Source organism: Streptomyces sp. 549, from assembly GCF_030124175.1.
GTDB lineage: Bacteria > Actinomycetota > Actinomycetes > Streptomycetales > Streptomycetaceae > Streptomyces.
Map to the genome: position 1 here is coordinate 403,283 of NZ_JASKMT010000001.1, position 22,125 is coordinate 425,407.

Here is a 22,125-nt window from a genome sequence, read left to right on the forward strand (position 1 = left end):
GTCAGACCTCCCTTGCGGGCTGGGGCGTCCGGGACGGCCGGGACGGCTGAGGCGGAGCCTGGTGGAGTGCGGCTTCCAGCAGGGCGGCGCCCTCCTCGGCTTCGGCGACGGTCAGGGAAAGCGGCGGCGCGATCCGCAGCACGTTGCCGTCCAGGCCGCCCTTGCCGATGAGCAGGCCGCGTTCCCGGGCGGCTTCCAGCACCAGTCCGGCGGTGGCGGCGTCGGTCAGTTCGATGCCGATCATCAGGCCGCGTCCGCGGACGTCGCGCACGCTGTCCAGGCCGGCGGTTGCGGCGCGCAGCCGCTCGATGAGCAGGCCGCCGACCCGGCGGGCGTTGCCCTGGAGGTCGTGCTCCAGCAGGTACGCGAGGTTGGCGTTGGCGGCGGCCATCGTGACGGGGCTGCCGCCGAAGGTGGAGATGGAGTTGGCGTCGAGGCAGTTCATCACCTCGGCGCGGGCCACGACTCCACCGATGGCCATGCCGTTGCCGATGCCCTTGGCGAAGGTCAGCATGTCGGGGGCGCCGCTGCCGCCGTGGGCCTGCCAGCCCCAGAAGTGGTCGCCTGTGCGGCCCCAGCCGGTCTGCACCTCGTCACTGATCCACAGGATGCCGTGCTCGCGCAGCACCTCGCGGAACGCGGCGTAGAGGCCGTCGGGCGGCGCGGTGAACCCGCCGACGCCCTGCACCGGCTCGGCGATCAGGGCGGCGACCCCGCGGGACGTCTGGTTGAGCATGTCCCTGAGGTCGGCCACGCAGGCGTCGACGAACTCGGCGTCACTCAGGTGCGCGAAGGGCCCGCTGTGCCGGATGCCGCCGTGCAGGTAGAGCGTCTGCAGCGGGGACAGGCTGGTCGGGGACCAGGAGCGGTTGCCGGTGATGCCGACGGTGGTGAACGAGCGGCCGTGGTAGCTGTTGCGCATCGCCAGGATCTGGTTGCTGCGCCGGTAGGAGGTGGCCAGCAGCAGCGCGGCGTCGTTCGCCTCGGTGCCGGACGTGGTGAAGAAGACGCGGGCGTCGGGGATGCCGGAGAGCGCGGCGATCCGCTCGGCCAGTTCCACCATCGGCCGACTGAGGTAGAGCGTGGAGGTGTGGATGATGCGCCCGGCCTGCTCGCTGACGGCCTTGGTGACCTCGGGCAGCGCGTGCGCGGTCATGGTGGTCAGGATGCCGCCGAAGAAGTCCAGGTAGCGGTTGCCGTCGGCGTCCCAGACGTGGCGGCCCTCGCCGTGGGTGAGTTCCAGCGGGCGGTCGTAGTACAGCGACAGCCAGTCGGGCAGCACGTCCGCGTGGCGGTCGTGCAGGGATCGGTGGGTGCTCGTCGGGTCGCTCACGGCTGCACCAGCCCCCCGTAGGCGTCGGGGCGCCGGTCGCGGTAGAACGCCCACTGGGTGCGGACGTCGTCGATCAGGGAGAAGTCGAGGTCGCGGACGACCAGTTCCTCCTCCTTGTCGCTGGCGACGTCGCCGACGAACTGGCCGCGCGGGTCGACGAAGTAGCTGGTGCCGTAGAAGTCGTTGTCGCCGTAACTCTCGCGGCCGACCCGGTTGATCGCGGCGACGAAGTACTCGTTGGCGACGGCCGCGGCGGGCTGCTCCAGCTGCCACAGGTGGGCGGAGAGTCCGCGCGAGGTGGCCGAGGGGTTGTAGACGAGCTGTGCACCCGCCAGGCCGAGGGCCCGCCAGCCCTCGGGGAAGTGCCGGTCGTAGCAGATGTAGACGCCGACCCTGCCGACCGCGGTGTCGAACACCGGCCAGCCCAGGTTGCCGGGTTTGAAGTAGTACTTCTCCCAGAAGCCCTTGACCTGCGGGATGTGGTGCTTGCGGTAGGTCCCGAGGACCGTGCCGTCGGCGTCGATGACTGCCGCGGTGTTGTAGTAGAAACCGGGCGACTCGATCTCGAAGACCGGCACCACGATGACCATGCCCGTCTCCCGGGCGAGGTCCTGCATGCGGCGCACGGTCGGCCCGTCGGGCACCGGCTCCGCCCAGCGGTAGTGCTCCGGTTCCTGCACCTGGCAGAAGTAGGGGGCGTTGAACACCTCCTGGAAGCCGATCACCCGGGCGCCCTGCCGGGCGGCCTCCCGGGCGTGCTCCTCGTGCTTGGCAATCATCGATTCGGTATCGCCGGTCCAGCTCGCCTGCACCAGGGCGGCGCGCACAACATCGGCCATGAGCTGCTCCTTTGTCGGGGCATCAGCCAGGCATGACGCGTGTAGATCCACGCGAGGATGCGACCGTAATCCGCGTCACCCTCGGTGGCAAGGCCATCTTCGTTACGTCACCGTTTTGATCTTGGGTCGGTCAGGTTTCGCGGGCCAGCACGCCGTCGATGTCCCGGCCGTGCTGGAGCGAGACCGACCGGGCCGCGGCCCGCAGCAGCGGGGGCAGCGCCTCGCGGTCGACGGCCGCCGCAGCCGCCGCCTCCTCGGCGGGACGGGCCCGCACGAGCGCCGCCAGCAGGTCGGTGGCCTGCGCCTGGCGGGAGGTCTCGCACAGCGCGAGCGCCGCCTCGGCGACCTCGGGCACGGGGCGCGAGACACTCTGCCGCAGCAGTTGCCGGCAGTCCTCCGCGCGTCCGCCGGTGACCAGTGCGTCCGCCGCCGCGAGGCGGCGCGGCGGCAGGCAGGCCACCTCCCACAGCAGTACGGCCACATCAGCGCTCAGCCCGCCGCGCTCCAGCTCCTCGGCCAGCAGCGGCAGCCGGTCCGGTGGCCAGCCGGCCGACTCGCACAGCAGGGCGTGGGCCTCGCCGCCGCGCCCGTCGGCGCGCAGCCGACCGAGCCGGCCGACGGCGTCGGCCACCTCCCGGCGCGCCTGCGGCGGCACCTCGCCCGGCCCGAGGCCCGCCGGGGCACCGCCGGGGACCGGGGTGTCCTCGTCGTTCCTGGCACCGGCGAACCGCGCGCCGCGCGGGGACGCTGCGGCGCTGCCGGAGCGGGACGCCTCGGGTGCGCCGGCCGGGATGCCCGGGGCGTGGGTGCCGGAGGCGTCCCGGGGGCCGGAGGCCGGGGCGGTGCCGCGGCGGGGGTCGGCGGCGGGTACGGGGTTGCCGAACGGGTCGGTGGGTACGGCGTTGCCGAACGCGTCCGTCGGTACGGCGGGAGCGCCGGCCGGCTCGTCGAGGCCGGCGAAGCGGGCGCCGCGCGGCTTGCGGCGCTGGGCGGGCACCCTGGCCGCGGGGGCCTGCTGCGGTGCGCGAGGTTCCGGGCGTGCGTGAGGTTCCGGGGGTGCGGGCGGTTCCGGGGGTGCGGGCGGGGGTGCCGTGCGCCTGTGCGGTGCGGGCGGCGGCAGCGCGTCCAGGCGGGCGGTGAGTTCCCGGCAGCGGGCGGCGGCCCGGCTCAGGTCGTCGCGCGCCCAGGCCAGGTCGGCGGAGAGGCGGTCGGTTCCCGCCGCGTCTCCCGCCTCCCGTGCCCCGGACAGCGCGGCGGTCAGCTCACCGACCCGGCGGCGGGCGTGGGCGCGGGCGTCGAGCATCGTCGCCAGGCGCTCCTCCAGGCCGTCCCGGCCGCTCAGTTCGCGGTCGTACGCGGCGACGGCTGCCGGATAGCCCTCCCGCAGCCCGCGTTCCCAGTGGTCCGCGGCCTCGGGGCCGTACCCGCCGCGGACGTCCTGCAGCAGCGCCTCCACGACGTCCCAGGGCGGGACCTCGCTGCCCTCCGCGCAGGCCCTGACGCCGTCCGGGTCGCGCTGGAGGAAGACGCGGTACCAGCCGTGCCCGGGATCGAGCAGGGTGAGGAGCGCGCGCAGCTCCGACGCGAAACCGACCACGGCGTCGGGCAGTCGGCGGCGGTTCGCCCCATCCGTCATGACCGCATCCCACACCCGTCGTGTTACGAAACCGGTTACGCGAAGGCTACAGCGAGTTTTCGTCCGCGCACGGGCTTCCGCAGGTTCCGGGTCGAAGGGATCCGCCGGGTCCCGGGGCTCGAACGGGTGACCGCCCGGCCGTTAGGCTCCCGCCCCATGGACGACTCGTTGCGGGACCTCATCCTGGTGCTGGCCGCCGCCGCCCTCGGCGCCGGGATCGGCTGGTGCGTGCGGACGTTGCTGTGGCGGCGCAAGCTCCGCCGCAGGCAGCGCTTCCTCGGGCTGCCGGACAACTCCGAGTGCCTGCTGGTGGTGAACCGCGACGCGGGCGGGGACGGCGCGGTGGGACGCAACGACGTGTTCGCGCTGCTGGAGCTGTCCGCGCTGGTGAAGGACTGCCGTTCCCATGTGCAAGTGGTCTCCGCCGACACCGCGCGGCAGGGGTTCGGGGAGCGGACGGAGTTCTGCGTCGGCGGTCCGGTCTCCAACCGGCGGACGGCCGCGCACCTCCAGTCGCTGCTGCCGGGCGTGCGGATCAACACCGCCTCCGAACCGGGCCCGGACCGCGGCTGCTTCACCGTGGGCAGCGAGCGGTACCGGCTGGAGAGCGGCGTGGCGGAGTACGTGCTGCTCGCCCGGCTCACGGCGGGGCAGGACGCGCGGCCGGTGTTCCTGCTGTGCGGGCAGCGGTCCGTCACCAGCCAGGCCGCCGCCCGCTACCTGGCCCGCAACCAGGCGCGGTTGGCCCGCAAGCACGGGATCAACGGCAACTTCTGCCTGCTGCTGAAGGTGGCCAACTCCGACGCGTACGGCGCGGACGTGGTCGAGCTGGTCGCCGACGTGACCCGGGCGGCGTCCGACCCGCCGCCCGCGCCGGCCCCCGCACTGCCCGCGGCGTCCAGCGACAAGCGCGGTGCGCATCGCGCGAGTTGAGAGCCGCAGCCCTCACTCGGACGGGTGAGCGTCAAAGGCGGCGCCACCCCGGACGGTCACCGGTCCCACCCCAGGGGAGGGCCGGGACACACCGTCCACCTAGGTACCCAGCCCTCCCTGCGTACCTAGCCTGGCCGATTCGGGGAAGGGAGCCCGCATGGACGACACCAGGCCGGTCTACCAGCGGATCGCCGATGATCTGCGGCGCCAGATCGACGACGGCGCGCTCGCCGTGGGCGCGCGCATACCGCCCCGCTCCGAGCTGAAGCAGGTCTACCGGGCCAGCGACCAGACGGTGGACCGGGCGGTACGGGTCCTGAAGGCCGCCGGTTACGCGGAGGGGCAGTTCGGGCGGGGCGTCTTCGTCGCCGACCGGGCGGCCCTGGGCACGCTGCTGCGCACCACCAGTGCCGTCGACTCGCCGTTCGCGGCCCGGATCAGTGCGGGAGACGAGCCGTGCGACCTGATGTGGGAGGCCCACTCCAGCAGCACCACGGCCCCGGCCCCCGTCGCCGAACGGCTCGCGGTGGAGACGGGAGCGCCGGTGACGTGCACCAGTTACGAGTACCTGGCCGACCGCCGGCCGCTCCAGCTGACCACCAGCTGGGAGCCGCTGGCGCTGACCGGTGGCACGGACGTGGTGCACCCCGAACGCGGCCCGTACGCCCGGCGCGGGGTACGCGGACGCTTCGCCGCGATCGGCATCCGCGTGGTGCGCGCCGCCGAGCTGGTCGGGTCGCGCTCTGCCACCACCTCGGAGTCGGAGGCGCTGGGCTGCTCACCGGGGCAGTGCGTGACGGTCGTCGAACGCACCCACTACGACGCGCTCGGCCGTCCGGTGGAGACCTCGGACACGGTGGTGCGCGCCGACCGCTGGCGGCTGGAGTACGGCATCGCGTTCTCCCCGCAGCCGGTTCAGGCGTCGGACACCTCGGCGTAGACCTGCGAAAGTTCGGGGGTGCCGCTGTCGGCCCAGGCACGTCCGACGTCCAGGACGTCCAGCTGCCGGCCCGAGGCGAACCGGATCACCGGGCGGCCGTTCGGCCAGACCTCCCAGAAGGCGCCCCGCACGGTCCGCACGATGACGGTGCCCAGGTACAGGCCCGCGTCGGTGGCCAGCGGTGCCAGCGCCTCCGGGTCGTCGCGCCAGCGCGGCACCATCTGGTCGAGGGCCTCCAGGGAGTCCGGCGAGTCGTCGAGCGCGAAGCCGGTGGCCAGCGCCTGCTGGCGCAGCGCCTCGCACTCGGAGAGCAGCTGGTTCACCCCTTCGGCGTCCTCCGGACCGGGGCCGTGGAGCGCCACGCCGCGGGAGGGGCCGTGACGCTTGCGCCAGTTGTCCAGGAAGGGGATGTTCATACCCTTCAGGGTCGCATCCGCAACTGCCGTCCCGCCACAGGCGCGCGGCACTCGATGTACACCCCCGCGCCTCCGGGCGTACTCCCCCAGGACTCCGGATGCGGGTCGGATCGGCATCGCACACCCGGCAGTTGGCCTCAGCGAAAGGGCACGTGTTGCGTATCCGTGCGTACGGCACCGCCGTCGTTCTCACCCTGACCGCCGCCTCGGTACCGGCCGGGCCGGCGGTGTCGGCGGTGCCGGCTGAGTCGGCTGAGTCGGTGAGGCACCCCGCAGCAGACCGGGCCGCGCTGCCCCGGCCGTTGGAGCGGCTGTACGACAACCGCGCGGCGAGCCGTGACGACCGGCCGGGCGAGGCGGACTTCGACGGGGCCGGCAACTCCTTCTCCGCCGACGCCCTGGCTGGCGCCGGGTGGACACCGGGACGGCGCCTACTGGTGGACGGCGCCCTCGTCCGGGTGCCCGCCGCGGCCCCCGGCCGGCCCGACAACGTGCGCGCCGACGGCCAGCGGGTGCGGGTACGCGGCCGGGGGGACGCGGTGTCCTTCCTGGTCGCGGCCAGCTCGCCGGGAGCGCCGGGCACGCAGATGCGGGCCCGGGGCCAGGTGCACTACCTCGACGGCGGCCGGTCGGCGTACACGCTGACCGCCGGCGACTGGCGGGGCGGCCCGACCGCCACCAAGGCCGTCGCGCTGCCGTACCTGAACACGCCGGAAGGTACCCGCGCCGAGCGGCCCCGCCTGTACGTGGTCACCGTGCCGGTGGCACGCGGCCGGACGCTCGCCTCGGTGGAACTCCCCCGCGACCCGGGCCGCGCCGCCGACCTGCACGTCTTCGACGTGGCGCTGCAGCAGCCGGCCGACGGCTGGACGGGCACCTGGGCGGCGAGCACCGGCGGCTACGCGAGGGTCGGCCCCTGGACCGACCGCACGCTGCGGCTGGTGGTGCACACCAGCGCCGGCGGCAGCAGCGCCCGCGTCCGGTTCGCCAACACCTTCGCCGACGCACCGCTGCACATCGGCCGGGCCACCGTGGCGGTCCGTGCGGCGGGCGCGGCCGCGGCGGGGCGGCCCCGGGAGCTGACCTTCGGGCGGCAGACCACCGCCCGCGTCCCGGCGGGCGCGCAACTGGTCAGCGACCCGGTGGGCCTGGACGTGCCGCCCGACGCGGACCTGCTGGTCAGCCTGCACCTGCCGGGCACGGTGACGGCGGCGCCCGTGCACAGCGAGGCCGTGCAGACCTCCTACGTCAGCGCCGAGGACGCCGGCGACCGCACCGGGCAGGCCGGTGGCGAGGGTTTCCGCGGCGAGCTGCGCGGCTGGCCGTTCCTGACCGGCGTCGACGTCCGGGGCGGCCCCGGCTCGGTGGTCACTCTCGGGGACTCCATCACCGACGGTGTCGCCTCCACCCCCGGCGCCAACCGGCGGTGGCCGGACGTGCTGGCCCGGCGCCTCCAGCGCGCCGACGGCCGCGGCGTGCCGCGCTACGGCGTGCTCAACCACGGCATCTCCGCGAACCGCGTGGTGTCCGACCGCTACGACGGCGACGGCGTCAGCAGCGACACCGGCGGCGTCAGCGCGGTGCACCGGCTGGACCGGGACGTGCTGGGCCAGACGGGGGTGCGCACGGTGGTGCTGTTCCAGGGCGTCAACGACGTGCGCTGGGGCTACTCGGCGCAGAGCGTGATCGAGGGGCTGCGGGCGCTCGCGGACCGGTCCCGGCAGCGCGGGCTGCGGGTGGTGGGCGCGACCGTCGCGCCCTGCGGCGGCTGGCCCGACTGCTCGGCGGAGGTGGAGCGGCAGCGCCAGCAGGTGAACGCCTTCGTCCGGGACCACGGCGGCACCTTCGACGCGGTGCTCGACTTCGACGCGGTGCTGCGCGACCCCGGCGACCCGCGGCGGCTGCTGCCGCAGTACGACAGCGGCGACCACCTGCACCCCGGCGACGCAGGCCTGCGGGCGCTGGCGGACTCCGTCGACCTTTCGGCTCTCGTCCCGCGCGCCCCGCGGCGTTGACGGCCCCCGGCCCGGGGGCGCCTCTTCCCCCGGGCGGTGGGCCGGCGGGTCAGAAGTCCAGGTCCACCACGACGGGGGCGTGGTCCGAGGCGCCCTTGCCCTTGCGGGCCTCGCGGTCGACGTAGGCGTCCTTGACCGCCGCCCGGAACGGGTCGTTGCCGAAGGCCAGGTCGATGCGCATGCCCTTGTTCTTCGGGAAGCCGAGCATCCGGTAGTCCCAGAAGGTGAACGGCACGTCGTACTTGAGCGCCCTGGGGTAGACCTCCTGCAGACCCACCTCGCCCAGCTCCGTCAGCGCCACCCGCTCGGCCTCGGTCACGTGCGTGGCGCCCTCGAACTGGCCGAGGTCCCACACGTCCTGGTCGGTGGGCGCCACGTTGAAGTCGCCCAGCACCGCGAAGGGCCGCTCGCCGCCGGACTCCGCGCCGACCGCGACCCGCAGGGCCGACAGCCACTGCAGCTTGTACGCGTAGTGGGGGTGCGAGACCTCCCGGCCGTTGGGCACGTACACCGACCAGACCCGTACGCCGCCGCAGGTGGCGCTGATCGCGCGCGGCTCCTCGACCTCCTCGAAGGCGGGGCCGCCCGCGAGACCGACCACCGGCTCCTCAAGCCCGACCCGGGACAGCACGGCGACGCCGTTCCACCGTCCGTCGGCGTTGATCGCGGCCTCGTAGCCGCGCTCCCCCAGCGCCTCCGCCGGGAACTGCTCGGCGGTGCACTTCAGCTCCTGGAGGCACAGCACGTCGGTGCCGCTGCTCTCCAGCCAGTCCAGCAGCCGGTCGAGGCGCGGATTGATGCCGTTGATGTTCCAGGTGGCGATTCGCAGACCCATGGGGCAAACCTACCGGCTAACGCACCTGCGCGGACTCGCCCGGCAGCAGTCTGCGGTGCTCGGTGGCACCGATGCCCGGGCCCTGCGGGGAGAGCATGCGGCCGTAGACCGGCGGGGCGAGTTCCGACAGCAGGCCGTCGTGCACGTCGAAGGCCTGCCGCGGCTGGAGTTCCCGCAGGTAGTCGACGATCTCGGAGAACTTGCTCCACGGCGCCTGCAGCGGCAGCAGCAGCGTGTCCACCGGGTGGTCGGGGACGGTGAGCGCGTCGCCTGGGTGGAACACCGAACCGTCGACGAGGTAGCCGACGTTGGCGATCCGCGGGATGTCGGGGTGGATCACCGCGTGCAGCTCGCCGTGCACGGCCACCTCGAAGCCCGCCGCCCGGATGGTGTCCCCGTGCCCGACGGTGTGGACACGGCCGGGGAAGGCGGCCGAGACCTGCTCGGCGACGCTCCGCGGCGCCCACACCTGGGCGGCCGGGTTGGCCTCCAGAGCCGTCCGGATCCGGCCCTCGTCGAAGTGGTCCGGATGCTCGTGGGTGACCAGCACCGCGTCGGCCCCCGCAGCCGCGTCCTCCTCGCTGAAGCCGCCCGGGTCGATGGCAAGCGTGCGGCCGTCCTTCTCCAGCCGCACGCAGGCGTGGCTCTTCTTCGTCAACCGCATGTGCCCATTGTGCAGCGGTGCGGGCCTCACTGGCGTGGCGTGGTCTCCTCCCGCACCACCCGCTGGGCGACTGCGAAGGCCGAGTTCGCGGCCGGCACGCCGCAGTACACCGCGGTCTGCAGCAGCACCTCGCGTATCTCCGCCGGGGTGAGGCCGTTGCGCAGCGCGGCCCGGGTGTGGAAGGCCAGCTCGTCCAGGTGTCCGCGGGCGACCAGCGCGGTCAGCGTCACCACCGAGCGGGTGCGGCGGTCAAGACCCGGCCGGGACCACACCTCGCCCCAGGCGTAACGGGTGAGGAAGTCCTGGAAGTCGCCGGTGAAGTCGTCGGCGTTCGCCGCCGCCCGGTCCACGTGGGCGTCCCCGAGCACCTCGCGGCGCACCCGCATGCCCGTGTCGTACGGGTCCGGGCGGCCCGTCGGGGCGTCGGCGGCCGTCAGCTCCGCTATGGCCGCGCTCTGCGGCGGCGGGGAGTCCACCAGCGGCGCGGGCGCGGCGGTGTGCGCGCCGGTCGCCGAGCTGTCCTGCCACACCGTCGAGAAGTGCTTCAGCAGCAGCTCGGTGACCTCGCCGGGACGTTCCACCGGCGTCAGGTGGGACGCGCCCGGCACCATCGCCAGGCGGGCGTCCGGTATCCCGGCGACGAGGGCCCGCGCGTCGGCGGGCGGCGACACCCGGTCCTCAGCCCCGGCGACCACGAGGGTCGGCACGTTGAGGCGGGGCAGCGCGTCGCGGACGTCGAAGGCGGCCAGCGCCTCGCAGGCCGCGATGTAGCAGCCGGGGTCGGTGGTGCGCACCATCTGCACGGCCCAGTCGACGATGGCCGTCTGCACGGTGGTGAAGCCGGGCGTGAACCAGCGTTCCGGAGTGCTGCGGGCGACCGGGTCGAGCCCGTGGCTGCGGACCACGACGCCGGTCTGCCGCCACTCGTCGGCCGTGCCGTGCCGCGGCGACGCCGACACCAGGGCGAGCGAGGTGAGCCGGTGCGGGTGGGTGAGCGCGAGCTGCGTGCCCACGGCACCGCCCAGCGAGCACCCCGCGTAGCCGAAGCGCTCACTGCCCTCGACGGACTCCAGCGCGGCCAGCAGCCGCATCGCCAGTTCGTGCACCGAGGTCGCCGGGTGGGCGGGGGCGCCGCCGTGGCCGGGCAGGTCGTAGCGCAGCACCCGCCAGTTCCGGGTGAGCTCGGGCATCTGCCTGTCCCACATGTGCCAGGTCGTGCCGAGCGCGGGGCCGAGTACCAGTAGCGGGGCACCCGCAGGGCCATCCACGCGGTATTGCAGGGGGTTCGGTAGTGTCTCGCTCACCCGTCAGACCCTCTCATCTCCCGCGGGATCTCACACGGCCGGTCCCCACCGAACACTCGCCCGTCCGCGCATCAGGGCGCCCGGCGGTGGGCCGGTCAGGCAGCAGGCGCCCCGTGGGGCTTCCGCCCCGGGCCCGGCTCCCGGTGCTACCGCAGCACCTTCAGCGTCATCAGGGAGAGACGTCGCGCGGTGGGCCGCGGGTCCGCGTCGGGGAGCCCGGAGTGGAGGGTGCGGGCGACGCCCTCCAGGAAGCCGCGGGTTTCCCTGAGCACCAGGGCACGGCCGAGGCCCGCCCGGTCGCCGAGCTCCTTGCAGACCGAGGGCCGGGACACCTCGGTCGCCGCGGCGACGGCCGACATGCTGACGCTGTCCCAGCCCGAAGAATGGACAGTTTGTCAATCTCTGACCTGCCATCAGTCTCCATGGGAGTCAACGGAGTTCGACCCCGGCTCCGGACGTGGCGAGCGCTCGAAGGCCCCGGCGGCCGTCGCAGGCGGCTGCTCGGCTGACCCGGCGGTCCACTGCCTCACGCGTACGGGTCGGTGATCTCTCGCAGCCGGGTGAGCGTCTCGCGCAACTGCGCCATCCGGCGCCTGCCGAGGTGGCCGGTCCACTCCGCCTCCACCTCGGCGACCACGGCCTCGGCGACCGGGATCGCCGCGGCACCGCGTGCGGCGATCCTCACCAGCCGGGCGCGGCGGTCCCGGGGGTCGGGGACCCGCTCGACGTATCCCGCGCGTTCGAGGCGGTCGACCAGGAAGCCGGCCGTCTGCTTGGTGATCTGCGCCTGCTCGGCGAGATCCGTGAGCCGGGTGCCGTCGGGGCCGATGCGCTGCATGACCCGCGCCTGGGCGACGGTGAAGTCGTCGAACCCCGCCTCGGCGAGGGCGGCGAAGATCCGGTCCTCCATCGCCCGATAGGGGAGGAACAGCAACAGGCCCACGTTCAGCTCCCGCTCCTCCGGTACTCCTCCCCCTATGGCCCCGCCACCCGCTCCTGACATCCGCCGACTCCCCACCGCTTGACATCCACCGCTTGACATTAGTCAGTGCATCTGACTACTTTGGTCAGGTGAGCTTACCATTTTTGAGGCGGTGACGACCATGAGCGGCACACTGACCGGCGAGGAGCGCTGGCGGGCGGTCGACAGGGAACGGCTCAGCCTGGCCGGTCTGCTCGACACTCTGAGCCCTGCGGAGTGGGAGCTCCCCACCCAGTGCGACGGCTGGCGGGTACGGGACGTCGCCGCGCACCTCACGCTCGCCCCGCGCATCGGCCTCGGCCGGATCCTGCGCGAGATCGTCCGCGCCCGCGGGGACTTCGACCGGATGATCCACGACACCGCCTGCCAGGCGGCGACCCGGCCGACCGAGGTGATCGCCGCCGACCTGCGCGCCCTGGCCGGTTGGCACCGACCGGTCCTCGGCACGACCCGGCGCGAGTCGCTCCTGGACATCCTGGTGCACGGCCAGGACATCGCTCTGGCCGTGGGCCGGGAACGGCCGATGCCGGTCGACGCCGCCTGCGACGCCGCCGACCGGGTGTACCGCATGAGCTATCCGTTCCAGGTCAGGCGGCGGCTCGGCGGCCGCAGGCTGACCGCGACCGATGTCGCGTGGGACCGCGGCGAAGGCCCCGAGATCCGCGGCCCGATCGCCGCCCTGCTGCTTCTGCTCACGGGGAGGGAGCAGGCGGCGCGCCCGCATCTGCACGGCCCCGGCCTCAGCACCTCCGTGGACCCGCAGTCGCGGACTGCCCCCTGAGCACGGCGCTGCCGGGGGAAGGGCGGGTCAGAACTTCGCGGTGGAGACGACGTAGACCTGGGGGCGCTCGGGGCGGGTGAGGTCGACGGTGATCGACAGGTCGGGCCGGTAGCCGGGCTGCCTGACGGTGGTACCGGCGTAGTCGTGGCCCGACACGCCGAGGTTCCAGCCCACCAGGCCGGCCTGCCTGTCGGTCACCGTGCGCTCTCCGTGGCGCAGCTCCGCCCGACTGGTCCCGACCTCGGCGAGGAACGCGTCCAGCTTCTCGGGCGAGGTGCGGAACTGGACGTAGAGCGCGCTCTCCTGCCAGGAGTTGGTCTCGAAGTAGCCGACGTAGGTGGACTTCAGCGGGATCGGCACGTCGTAGATGCGCCGGGTCGCCTTGCTGGGCCATTCCCACACCAGGCCCGTCGCGGAGGCGACGGCCTGCTTGTCCTTGCCGCTGTCGCGGCTCTGGTGTGCGGACAGCACCAGGTAGCCGGCGGGGACGGCGATCAGCAGCACGACGATGACCGCCCGCAGCCAGCGGGACGTTGCGCGTTGCGGAGGGCTGGTCAACTGCCCACCGCCCGGCCTCGGGACGCGAGCCGCAGGTTCGCCGCGGCGCGCTCGTAGCGTTCGTACCGCTCCAGTCTGCGGCGGTTGGCGCGGCGGAAGCGGCGGGCCACCAGCCGGGCCAGGTCGGCGGCGCCGACCATGCCGGCCTCCGGGCCCAGCTCGGCCCGGACGATGCGGGCCTCGGGCCGGTAGCCGCGACCGGTGAGGTGGCGGCGGAAGGAGTCGCGGGCCGGGTCGATCAGCAGCTCGTCGGCGGCGCTGACGCCGCCGCCGATGACGAAGCACGACGGGTCGAGAGCCGCGGCGAGGTTGGCGATGCCGATACCGAGCCACTGGCCGATGTCGCCCAGCAGCTCGACGCACATCGCGTCGCCCTCGCGGGCCAGCTCGGTGATGAGCGGGCCGGTGATCTCCGCGACGTTGCCGCCCACCCGCTCGATGATGTTGTAGGCCACCGGGGACTCGGCCACGGCCATCTCGCGGGCCTCGCGGACCAGCGCGTTGCCTGAGCTGTACTGCTCCCAGCAGCCGCGGTTGCCGCACGGGCAGCGGTGCCCCTGCGGCACCACCTGCATGTGGCCGAACTCCCCCGCGACGCCGTACTTGCCGCGTTTGACCTTGCCGTCCTCCAGGATGGCGCCGCCGATGCCGGTACCGAGCGTGATCATGACGAGGTGGTCCTCGCCCTTGCCCGCGCCGAACCGCCACTCACCCCAGGCGGCGGCGTTCGCGTCGTTGTCGATGAGCACGGGCACGGCCAGCCGGGCCTGCAGCGACTCCCGCAGAGGCTCGTCGCGCCACGACAGGTGCGGCGCGAAGAGGATGCGGGAGCGGTCGGCGTCCACCCAGCCGGCGGCGCCGATGCCGACGGCGTGCACGTCGTGCCGGTCGGACAGGTCGAGCACCAGCTCGGTGATGGTGTCCTCGACGACCTTGGGGCTCTTGGACTTGTCCGGTGTCTCAGCGCGGACCTTCTCCAGGATGGTGCCGTCGGCGTCGACGACCCCGGCCATCACCTTCGTACCGCCGATGTCGATGCCGACGGTCGGCACCCGCGGCGCGGACAGGTGGGAGCTGCGCTCGCGAGTAGCGACGGTCCGCAGCACGGTCGCCCGTGCGGAGCTCCGTGGCGTGCGGTCGGGGAACGTACTCATCTGCTCGATTGTGCCCTACCCGGCGCCGCCGGGAGCGTTCCCGGGGCCGCCGGGAGCGTTCCCGGGGCCGGGGCCCGCCGTCGCACGGGCCAGTTCGTGGCTGAGCTGCTCCAGCTCGCTACCGCCGGCCATCTGGCGGGTCAGCTCGTCGAGGCTGATGCCGTCGCGCGGGTGGCTGCCCGCCATCGCGCCGCGCTTGAGCAGGACGAAGCGGTCTCCGACCAGGTAGGCGTGGTGGGGGTTGTGGGTGATGAGCACCACGCCGAGGCCGGCGTCGCGGGCGGCGGCGACGTACTTGAGCACCGTGCCGGACTGCTTGACGCCGAGCGCCGCGGTGGGTTCGTCCAGGACGAGCACGCGGGCGCCGAAGTGCACCGCGCGGGCGATGGCCACGCACTGCCGCTCGCCACCGGACAGCGTGCCGATGGGCTGGTCGACGTCACGCAGGTCGATGCCCATGCGGAGCAGTTCGGTGCGGGTGGTGCGGCGCATCAGGTCGACGTCCATGCGCCGCAGCGGGCCCCAGCCGGTGCGCGGTTCCGAACCGAGGAAGAAGTTGCGCCACACCGGCATCAGCGGCACCACCGCGAGGTCCTGGTAGACGGTGGCGATGCCCCGGTCCAGGGCGTCGCGCGGCGAGGCGAGGCGGGTCTCGGCTCCCTCGATGCGGTAGCTGCCGGCGTCGTGCTGGTGCAGCCCGGCGATGATCTTGATCAGGGTGGACTTGCCGGCGCCGTTGTCCCCCAGCACGCAGGTGACCGCGCCGGCCCGGACCTCCAGGGAGACGTCCGCCAGCGCGCGCACGTTGCCGTAGGACTTGCTGACGCCGTCCAGCGCCAGCAGCGGCTCGGCCGCGCCCTCGGCAGCGCCCTCGGCAGCGCCCTCGGGATCGCCCTCGGCAGCGCCCTCGACATCGGGGCCGGGGTCGGCGCCGACGGGCTCGGCAGGTTCGGCGGTTGTCATCGGCTGGCCTCCGCACGCTTGCGAATCCACAGGTTGAGCAGGGTGGCGAGCAGCAGCATCGCGCCAAGGAAGAACTTGAACCAGTCCGGGTCCCACTGGGCGTAGACGATGCCCTTGCTGGTCATCCCGAAGATGAGCGCGCCGACCGCGGCTCCCACGGCCGAGCCGTAGCCGCCGGTGAGCAGGCAGCCGCCGATCACCGCGGCGGCGATGAAGATCAGCTCGTTGCCGACGCCCTCGCCCGACTGGACCACTTCGTAGTTGAACAGCAGGTGCTGGCCGGAGATCCACGCGCACAGCGCCACGCCGAGGTACAGCCCGATCTTGGTGCGGGCCACCGGCACGCCCACCGCGCGGGCGGCGTCCGCTCCGCCGCCGACGGCGAAGATCCAGTTGCCGGCGCGGGTGCGCAGCAGGATCCAGGTGGCCGCGGCGACGAGCACCAGCCACCACACCACGGTGACCTGGAGCGTGGCGCCGCCCAGGGTGAGCTGGGAGGCGAAGAGCACGCGGGCGGAGGGGAAGCCCTCCATGTCGGCGATGCTCTTGGTGGAGACCGTGCCGCTGATCAGCTTGGTGAAGCCCAGGTTGAGGCCGGTCAGCATGAGGAAGGTGCCGAGCGTGATGATGAAGCTGGGCAGGCCGGTGCGGGTGAGCAGCCATCCGTTGAAGAAGCCCAGGGCCAGGGTGACCAGCAGGGACACCCCCACGCCCACCCAGACGTTGGCCGTCATCTGGTAGCTGAACATCGACGAGACGAGCGCCGAGGTGGTGACCATGACGCCCGTCGACAGGTCGAACTCGCCGCCGATCATGAGCAGCGCCACGGGCACCGCCATGATCCCGATGGTGGACGACGCGTACAGGATGGTCGACAGGCCTGAGAGCTGGAGGAAGCTGTCGGCGGTGGCGGCGAAGAACACGAACACCGCGACGGCGCCGACGACCGCGCCCAGCTCGGGGCGGCTGAGCGCGCGGCGCGGCAGCGACCGGCGGACGAGCCGGCCGTCGGCCGTCCCGCCGGCCGTCTCCTCCGCCGATCCGGTGTCGGTCCCGGTGGCGGTGCCCGTCATCGGGTGCCCCGTGCGGTGTACTCGCGCAGTGCCTCGGCGTCGTCCTTGCGCAGGATCTGCGGGCCGGTCAGGACCGGCTTGCCGCCGCCGAGCATGTCGTTGTTGTAGCGGTAGAGCCACAGCAGGTCGACGGCCTGGTAGCCCTGGAGGTAGGGCTGCTGGTCGACGGCGAAGGCCAGGGACTCGTCGGCGAGGCCTCGGGCGACCTGCTCGTTCAGGTCGAAGGTGGCCACCTCCGCGTCGGACCCCGCCTGCCCGGCCGCCTTGACCGCCGTCGCGGCGAAGGGCGCGCCGAGCGTGACGACGGCGTCCACCGACCGGTCGGACTGCAGCTTGGCCTCCAGCGAGGACTGCACGCCGGGCATGTTGGTGCCGTCCACGTACAGGTTCTGCACGGTGCCGTCGAAGGTCTCGCGCACCCCGTCGCAACGCTGCTCGTGGCCGATGTTGCCCTGCTCGTGGAGCACGCAGACCGCCTTGCTCCGGCCGCGTTCGTTGAGCTCCTCGCCCACCGCCTCGCCGGCGGTGACCTCGTCCTGGCCGATGTGCGCGAGCGCGCCGAAGTCCTTGGACAGGTCCTGGCCGGAGTTGATGGTGATCACCGGGATGCCCGCCTTGACTGCCTTGGCGACGACGTTCTTCATCGCGTCGGGCTTGGCGAGGGTGACGATCAGTGCGTCGACCTTCTGGTCGATGCGGGCCTGCACCAGCTCGGCCTGCTTGCCGGCTTCCTTGTCGTGCGAGTACAGGAACTCGACGTTGTCCTTGACGGCTGCCTGCTCGGCGCCGTTCTTGACGATGTCCCAGAAGGTGTCGCCGTCTCCCGAGTGGGTGACCATGGCGAACTTCCACCGCGGGGTGTCCACCGCCGACCGTCCGCCGGCGCTCTTGGCCCGCTCCTCCTCGGCGCGTTTGCCGCCGGTGCTGCTGCATCCGGCCAGCGGCACGGCGAGCGCGAGAGCCGCGGCGATCACCGCCGCCCGCTTGCGTCCCCGGGCGCTCCACCACTTCACGACGGCCACTGGGTCGTTCCCTCTCGCTTGCCCGTACCTGCCGTCGGCCCGCGGTGGATCTCCGCGGACCGACCGCACAAGTATCCGACACGACCACGCGGCGGTACGCCGGGGGCCGGGTGGGCGGCGCGGTCCGGGCGGGGCTGCTGCGCGAGCCTCAGCTGCGGACGAGCAGTTGGAAGTCGAAGGAGTAGCGCGAGGCCCGGTACATGTGCGAGCCGTACTCGACGGCCCGCCCGGTGTCGTCGAAGGTGGTGCGCTGCATGGTCAGCAGCGGCGCCCCGACGGGCTCGCCGAGCAGTTCGCCCTCGACAGCGCCGGCGGCACAGGCGCCCACCGACTGGCGGGCGCTGTGCAGGGTGATGCCGGCGGAGCGCATCAGGCGGTAGAGGCCGGTGGTCTCCAGCACGCCCCCGTCCAGCGTGAGCAGGTCCTGCGGGATGTGGTTGCGCAGGTAGGCCATGGGCTCCCCGTGGGCCAGCCGCAGCCGCTCCACCAGGCGCACCTCGGTGCCCTCGGCGACGCCGAGGGCGGCGGCCACCTCGGCGGTGGCCTGCTCGGTCTCCAGCCGCAGCAGGCGGGTCGCCGGGCGCTGCCCGGCGGCCTCCAGGTCGTCGAAGAGGCTGCTCAGCTCCAGTGGGCGCTTGACCTGGCTGTGCACGACCTGGGTGCCGATGCCGCGGCGCCGCACCAGCAGGCCCTTGTCGACGAGCGCCTGTATCGCCTGGCGCACGGTGGGCCGGGACAGGCCGAGTCGCCCGGCGAGGTCGATCTCGTTGCCCAGCAGGCTGCCCGGGGAGAGCCTGCCCTTCTCGATGGCGGCTTCGAGCTGCTGGGAGAGCTGGAAGTACAGCGGCACCGGACTGCTGCGGTCCACACTGAACTGGAGGTCAGCCACTTCGTTCTTCGCCACGGGGTGAGCCTAGTGCCCCGCGCGCCCTGCGGGAAGTCAAACGTTTGATTGTCCGGACAAAATATTGACAGGATCGTCGGCACGGTCGAGCGTGGGGGCATGCAGATAGGACTCATCGGAGCGGGCCGCATCGGCTCCTTCCACGCACGCACCCTCCGCTCCCTCCCCGGCGTGACGGAGCTGATCGTCGCCGACGCCGATCCGGAGCGGGCGGCGCAGGTGGCCGCCGAGGTCGGCGCCCGTTCGGCACCTCACCCCGAGGCGCTGCTGGACGCCGCGCCCGACGCGGTGGTGATCGCCTCGGCCACCTCCTCGCACCCGGAGCTGATCGTCGCCGCGGCCAGGGCCGGACTGCCGACCTTCTGCGAGAAGCCCATCGCCCTCGACCTGGCCGGCACCCTCGCGGTGCTCCGGGAGGTGGAGGCGGCGGGCACGACACTGCAGATCGGCTTCATGCGGCGGTTCGACGCCGGCTACCGGGCCGCCAGGGAGGCCGTGCGGTCCGGGCGTCTCGGCCGTCTGCACACCGTGCGCGCGGTCACCTCCGACGCCGCGCCGCCGCCGGCGGCGTTCCTGCCGCTGTCCGGCGGACTGATCCGGGACTGCCTGGTCCACGACTTCGACATCCTGCGCTGGGTCACCGGCCGGGAGGTGGTCAGCGCCTACGCCACCGGCTCCGACGCGGGACCGCCCATGTTCGCGGAAGCCGGTGACGTGGACACGGCGGCGGTGCTGCTCACCCTGGACGACGGCACGCTGGCCACCGCCACCGCCACCCGGATGAACGGGGCCGGCTACGACATTCGCATGGAACTTGCGGGCGAGCGGGACCAGATCGCGGTCGGCTGGGACTCCCGCACCCCCCTCATCTCGGTGGAGCCGTCGGCCCCCGCCCGGACGGGCGAGGCCTGGCACGACTTCATGGACCGGTTCGCACCCGCGTACACCGCGGAGCTGGCGGCGTTCCTCCAGGTGGCGAGGAACGAGATCACCAACCCCTGCGACGGCCGCGAGGCGCTGCACGCCCTCCGGGTCGCCGAGGCGTGCGAGCAGTCCCGGCTGACCGGACGGCCCGTCGCACTCGACGAGCAGGCCGCCCCGGACCCGTCAGCCGTCCCCCCGGCCGGCTGACCTGTTGGCCGGGGGCCTGTCTGCCTGTCTGCCTGCTGATCGGCTGACCCGATCGGCTGACCCGCTGCGGGTCGCTGCCGCCAGTCGCGCCGGATCAGCCGCCGAGCGCGCGGTGGCGGTCCGCCAGGCGAGCGGCGCCGGTGTCGGTGAGCGAGCCGAAGAGGCGCAGCCGCGAGATCCCGCCGTCGGGGAAGATGTCCAGCCGCACGTGGTCGACGGCGGGAGCGTCGTCGAGCAGGAAGCGGTGCACGGTGTCGGGCTGGAGACGGGTGCGCGGCAGCAGCTGCGTCCACTCGCCGTCCTCGCCGTCCCGGCCGACCAGCGCGGCCCAGCCGGCGGCGTTGCCCTTGAGGTAGGCGGTGTCGATCTCCACCGCGCGGATGCGGGCCTGCCCGGTCAGCGTGTAGCGGATCCAGTCGTTGCCCTTGTCGCGCCGCCTGCGGGTCTCCCAGCCGTCGTCCATCTTCTGCGAGCGCCCCGGCTGGATGGTGTGCACGGCCGGGGAGTAGAAGCGGTCGGAGGCGTCCTGGACGGACCCTCCGTTCTCCAGCGCCACCACGTCGAAGGTGCCCAGCGCCGCCAGCCACGCCGGGTCGGGCACCACCTCCCCGTACACACGCAGCCGGGCGATGCCGCCGTCCGGGTGCTGGTTGACACGCAGGTGCGTGAAGCGCCGCTCGACGTCGACGGCGAAGCCGTTGGCGGCGTGGCCGCCGACGGCGGTGCGCGGCACCAGCGGGGTCCACTCGGCGGCGAGCAGGTCCTCGGGGAAGGCGGTGGCGGGCGCCGAGGTCGCCTCGACGGAGACCGCCTGCGGGTAGTTGCCGCGGAAGTGGGCGGTGTCGACCACGATGCCGCGGATCACGCCGGGCGTGCCGAGCCGGACGAGCGCCCAGTCGTGGTCGGCGTCGGTGGGGTGCGGCTGGTCCTGGTCCGCGCCCCGGCGGCGGCGGGTCTCCCAGCCGTCCATGACCTTGCCCTTGTGGCCGAAGTGCTCGGGGTCGAACTCCGCCGGGTGGGGCCGCAGCAGGTTCTCCCGGTGGGCGAAGAACTCGTCGTTGGCGGCGATGACGGAGGCGCCCAGCCTGCGGTCGGCGAGGTCCACCAGTGCCGCGAACGGGAGGTCGGCCGTGCGGTAGTCGGCGTACGGGTCGCCGCCGCCGTAGGGCCGGGCATCGCCGGTGAAGCGGGGCAGTCGGTGGGTCGCCTCTGTCATGCGGTGGTCCTCTCGATGAGTCGGCCCACCCGTTGCAGGGTGCGGCCGTGGTCGGTGATCTGCTGTCCCCGCAGCCAGCTGGAGCGCACGACGCCGTGCAACGTCCGTCCGGCGTAGGCGGTGACCTGGTTGCGGTGGTGGAGTGCGGCCGGGTCGACGGTGAACGTCTCCTCCGGTGCGACGACGGCGAAGTCCGCGTCGCGGCCGGCCGCGATGGCTCCCTTGCGGCTGAGACCGGCGAGCGCGGCCGGTGCGGTGGACATCCAGCGGGCCACGTCCGTGAGACCGTGACCGCGCTGCCGTGCCTCGGTCCAGATCGCGGGCAGGCCCAGCTGAAGGGAGGAGATGCCGCCCCAGGCTCGGCCGAAGTCGGGCACCTTCAGGTCGGCCGTGCACGGCGAGTGGTCGGAGACGACGCAGTCGATGACCCCGTCCGCGAGGGCCTGCCACAAGGCGTCCTGGTTGGCGCGTTCGCGGATCGGTGGGCAGCACTTGAACTCCGTCGCCCCGTCCGGCACCTCCTCCGCGGTCAGGGTGAGGAAGTGCGGGCAGGTCTCGACCGTGACGGCCACCCCGGACGCCTTAGCCTCCGCGAGCATCGGGAGGGCGTCGCAGGAGGACAGGTGCAGCACGTGCACCCGGGCGCCGAGGCGGCGGGCGAGGTCGATCAGCAGCGCGATGGCGTCGTTCTCGGCGGCGCGCGGACGGGACGCCAGGAAGTCGGCGTAGCGGGGTCCCTCGACCGGCGGTGCCAGCTCCAGGTGGCCGGGGTCCTCGGCGTGCACGATCAGCAGGCCGCCGAACCCGGCGATCTCCGCCATCGCGGCGGCGAGCCCGGTGGGGTCCAGCTCGGGGAACTCCTCCACCCCGGAGGGCGACAGGAAGCACTTGAAGCCGAACACACCCGCGTCGTGCAGCGGGCGCAGGTCGGCGAGGTTGCCGGGGATCGCACCGCCCCAGAAGCCGGTGTCGACGTGGGCCTTGGGAGCGGCTACAGCCCGCTTGGTGTCGAGGTGGGCCGCGGTGGTGGTGGGCGGCAGGCTGTTCAGCGGCATGTCGAGCAGGGTCGTCACACCGCCGGCCGCTGCGGCCTGCGTCGCCGTCCAGAAGCCCTCCCACTCGGTGCGCCCGGGATCGTTGACGTGCACGTGGGTGTCGACCAGGCCGGGCAGCAGCGCGTCCTCACCCAGTTCCACCAGGCGGGCCCCGGCCGGTACCGGCGCGTCGTGCGGCAGCACGGCGGTGATGGTGCCGCCGGAGACGGCCACCGCGGCCGGCCGCTCCCCCTCGGGGGTGACGACCCGCGTGGAGCGGAGCAGCAGTTCTCCGCCGGCTTCGGCGGTGGGCAGCTCGGACAACCGACTCTCCTCTTCCCTGCGGGACGCCGCTGCTGTGGGCGGAGCAGCGCGCAGACCGGGCCGCGCGG

Annotated in this window: 22 protein-coding genes; 5 read left to right on the forward strand and 17 right to left on the reverse strand. The window is 73.4% G+C overall.

Going from position 1 to position 22,125, the window contains the following annotated elements; translation table 11 throughout:
• Nucleotide 1: 1 nt before the first annotated feature.
• The 3 genes from QNO07_RS01835 to QNO07_RS01845 form a co-directional block, all read right to left on the reverse strand.
• Complete coding sequence (locus QNO07_RS01835; protein WP_283989536.1) at nt 2-1,333, reverse strand: aspartate aminotransferase family protein; 1,332 nt, start codon at nt 1,331-1,333, stop codon at nt 2-4.
• On the reverse strand, nt 1,330-2,172 hold the full coding sequence (locus tag QNO07_RS01840) for a nitrilase-related carbon-nitrogen hydrolase (RefSeq protein ID WP_283989538.1): 843 nt from the start codon (nt 2,170-2,172) through the stop codon (nt 1,330-1,332). Before QNO07_RS01840 ends, QNO07_RS01835 begins: the two co-directional genes overlap by 4 nt.
• Before the next feature lie 130 nt (nt 2,173-2,302).
• Nucleotides 2,303-3,808: a hypothetical protein gene (locus tag QNO07_RS01845; protein ID WP_283989539.1), complete on the reverse strand. Its 1,506-nt coding sequence runs from the start codon at nt 3,806-3,808 to the stop codon at nt 2,303-2,305.
• A gap of 156 nt (nt 3,809-3,964) precedes the next feature.
• Here QNO07_RS01845 and QNO07_RS01850 point away from each other — a divergent pair, with 156 nt between their 5' ends.
• Both QNO07_RS01850 and QNO07_RS01855 read left to right on the forward strand, forming a co-directional pair.
• Complete coding sequence (locus QNO07_RS01850) at nt 3,965-4,741, forward strand: hypothetical protein (RefSeq protein ID WP_283989540.1); 777 nt, start codon at nt 3,965-3,967, stop codon at nt 4,739-4,741.
• A 157-nt stretch (nt 4,742-4,898) separates the two neighbouring features.
• Nucleotides 4,899-5,681: a GntR family transcriptional regulator gene (locus QNO07_RS01855; protein ID WP_283989541.1), complete on the forward strand. Its 783-nt coding sequence runs from the start codon at nt 4,899-4,901 to the stop codon at nt 5,679-5,681.
• Here the strand turns inward: QNO07_RS01855 and QNO07_RS01860 are convergent.
• Entirely contained in the window at nt 5,657-6,097 is a 441-nt protein-coding gene (locus QNO07_RS01860; RefSeq protein WP_283989542.1) for a DUF6278 family protein, read from the reverse strand. The two genes, QNO07_RS01855 and QNO07_RS01860, sit on opposite strands and share 25 nt — an antisense overlap.
• 155 nt (nt 6,098-6,252) lie before the next feature.
• Here QNO07_RS01860 and QNO07_RS01865 point away from each other — a divergent pair, with 155 nt between their 5' ends.
• The gene (locus QNO07_RS01865; RefSeq protein WP_283989543.1) at nt 6,253-8,112 is read left to right on the forward strand and encodes an SGNH/GDSL hydrolase family protein; all 1,860 of its coding nucleotides are present in this window, start codon (nt 6,253-6,255) and stop codon (nt 8,110-8,112) included.
• Between the two features lie 49 nt (nt 8,113-8,161).
• Here QNO07_RS01865 and QNO07_RS01870 read toward each other — a convergent pair whose 3' ends face one another.
• The 5 genes from QNO07_RS01870 to QNO07_RS01890 all read right to left on the reverse strand — a co-directional run bounded on the left by QNO07_RS01870 (nt 8,162) and on the right by QNO07_RS01890 (nt 11,918).
• A complete protein-coding gene (locus tag QNO07_RS01870; protein WP_283989607.1) occupies nt 8,162-8,941 on the reverse strand; it encodes an exodeoxyribonuclease III in 780 nt (259 codons plus the stop codon).
• 22 nt (nt 8,942-8,963) lie between these two features.
• Nucleotides 8,964-9,611, reverse strand: a complete 648-nt coding sequence (locus QNO07_RS01875) for an MBL fold metallo-hydrolase (protein WP_283989544.1) — start codon at nt 9,609-9,611, stop codon at nt 8,964-8,966.
• 26 nt (nt 9,612-9,637) lie between these two features.
• Entirely contained in the window at nt 9,638-10,915 is a 1,278-nt protein-coding gene (gene pcaDC / locus QNO07_RS01880; RefSeq protein ID WP_283989545.1) for a bifunctional 3-oxoadipate enol-lactonase/4-carboxymuconolactone decarboxylase PcaDC, read from the reverse strand.
• 146 nt (nt 10,916-11,061) lie between these two features.
• Nucleotides 11,062-11,274 carry a hypothetical protein gene (locus QNO07_RS01885; protein WP_283989546.1) on the reverse strand — a complete coding sequence of 71 codons (213 nt, stop codon included), beginning with the start codon at nt 11,272-11,274 and terminating at the stop codon, nt 11,062-11,064.
• Between the two features lie 167 nt (nt 11,275-11,441).
• A complete protein-coding gene (locus QNO07_RS01890) occupies nt 11,442-11,918 on the reverse strand; it encodes a MarR family winged helix-turn-helix transcriptional regulator (protein ID WP_283989548.1) in 477 nt (158 codons plus the stop codon).
• Between the two features lie 100 nt (nt 11,919-12,018).
• Between QNO07_RS01890 and QNO07_RS01895 the strand changes: the two genes are divergently transcribed.
• Nucleotides 12,019-12,678 carry a maleylpyruvate isomerase family mycothiol-dependent enzyme gene (locus tag QNO07_RS01895; RefSeq protein WP_283989550.1) on the forward strand — a complete coding sequence of 220 codons (660 nt, stop codon included), beginning with the start codon at nt 12,019-12,021 and terminating at the stop codon, nt 12,676-12,678.
• Nucleotides 12,679-12,705: 27 nt separating this feature from the next.
• Here QNO07_RS01895 and QNO07_RS01900 read toward each other — a convergent pair whose 3' ends face one another.
• From QNO07_RS01900 to QNO07_RS01925, 6 genes are all read right to left on the reverse strand, one after another.
• Entirely contained in the window at nt 12,706-13,236 is a 531-nt protein-coding gene (locus QNO07_RS01900) for a hypothetical protein (RefSeq protein WP_283989551.1), read from the reverse strand.
• A complete protein-coding gene (locus QNO07_RS01905; protein ID WP_283989552.1) occupies nt 13,233-14,390 on the reverse strand; it encodes an ROK family glucokinase in 1,158 nt (385 codons plus the stop codon). Before QNO07_RS01905 ends, QNO07_RS01900 begins: the two co-directional genes overlap by 4 nt.
• 15 nt (nt 14,391-14,405) lie before the next feature.
• On the reverse strand, nt 14,406-15,353 hold the full coding sequence (locus QNO07_RS01910) for an ATP-binding cassette domain-containing protein (protein ID WP_283989554.1): 948 nt from the start codon (nt 15,351-15,353) through the stop codon (nt 14,406-14,408).
• Nucleotides 15,350-16,426 (reverse strand): ABC transporter permease, encoded by a 1,077-nt coding sequence (locus tag QNO07_RS01915; protein ID WP_283989556.1) that lies wholly within the window; start codon nt 16,424-16,426, stop codon nt 15,350-15,352. Before QNO07_RS01915 ends, QNO07_RS01910 begins: the two co-directional genes overlap by 4 nt.
• On the reverse strand, nt 16,423-17,448 hold the full coding sequence (locus tag QNO07_RS01920) for a sugar ABC transporter substrate-binding protein (protein WP_502961748.1): 1,026 nt from the start codon (nt 17,446-17,448) through the stop codon (nt 16,423-16,425). The genes QNO07_RS01915 and QNO07_RS01920 overlap by 4 nt, the downstream gene beginning before the upstream one ends.
• A gap of 148 nt (nt 17,449-17,596) precedes the next feature.
• Nucleotides 17,597-18,352 (reverse strand): GntR family transcriptional regulator, encoded by a 756-nt coding sequence (locus QNO07_RS01925; protein ID WP_283989558.1) that lies wholly within the window; start codon nt 18,350-18,352, stop codon nt 17,597-17,599.
• Nucleotides 18,353-18,451: 99 nt separating this feature from the next.
• Here QNO07_RS01925 and QNO07_RS01930 point away from each other — a divergent pair, with 99 nt between their 5' ends.
• Nucleotides 18,452-19,483, forward strand: coding sequence for a Gfo/Idh/MocA family protein (locus QNO07_RS01930; protein WP_283989559.1), 1,032 nt, complete (start codon nt 18,452-18,454; stop codon nt 19,481-19,483).
• A gap of 94 nt (nt 19,484-19,577) precedes the next feature.
• Here QNO07_RS01930 and alc read toward each other — a convergent pair whose 3' ends face one another.
• Both alc and allB read right to left on the reverse strand, forming a co-directional pair.
• Nucleotides 19,578-20,699, reverse strand: coding sequence for an allantoicase (gene alc / locus QNO07_RS01935; RefSeq protein WP_283989560.1), 1,122 nt, complete (start codon nt 20,697-20,699; stop codon nt 19,578-19,580).
• Nucleotides 20,696-22,048, reverse strand: coding sequence for an allantoinase AllB (gene allB, locus QNO07_RS01940; RefSeq protein WP_283989610.1), 1,353 nt, complete (start codon nt 22,046-22,048; stop codon nt 20,696-20,698). The genes alc and allB overlap by 4 nt, the downstream gene beginning before the upstream one ends.
• Nucleotides 22,049-22,125 lie beyond the last annotated feature (77 nt).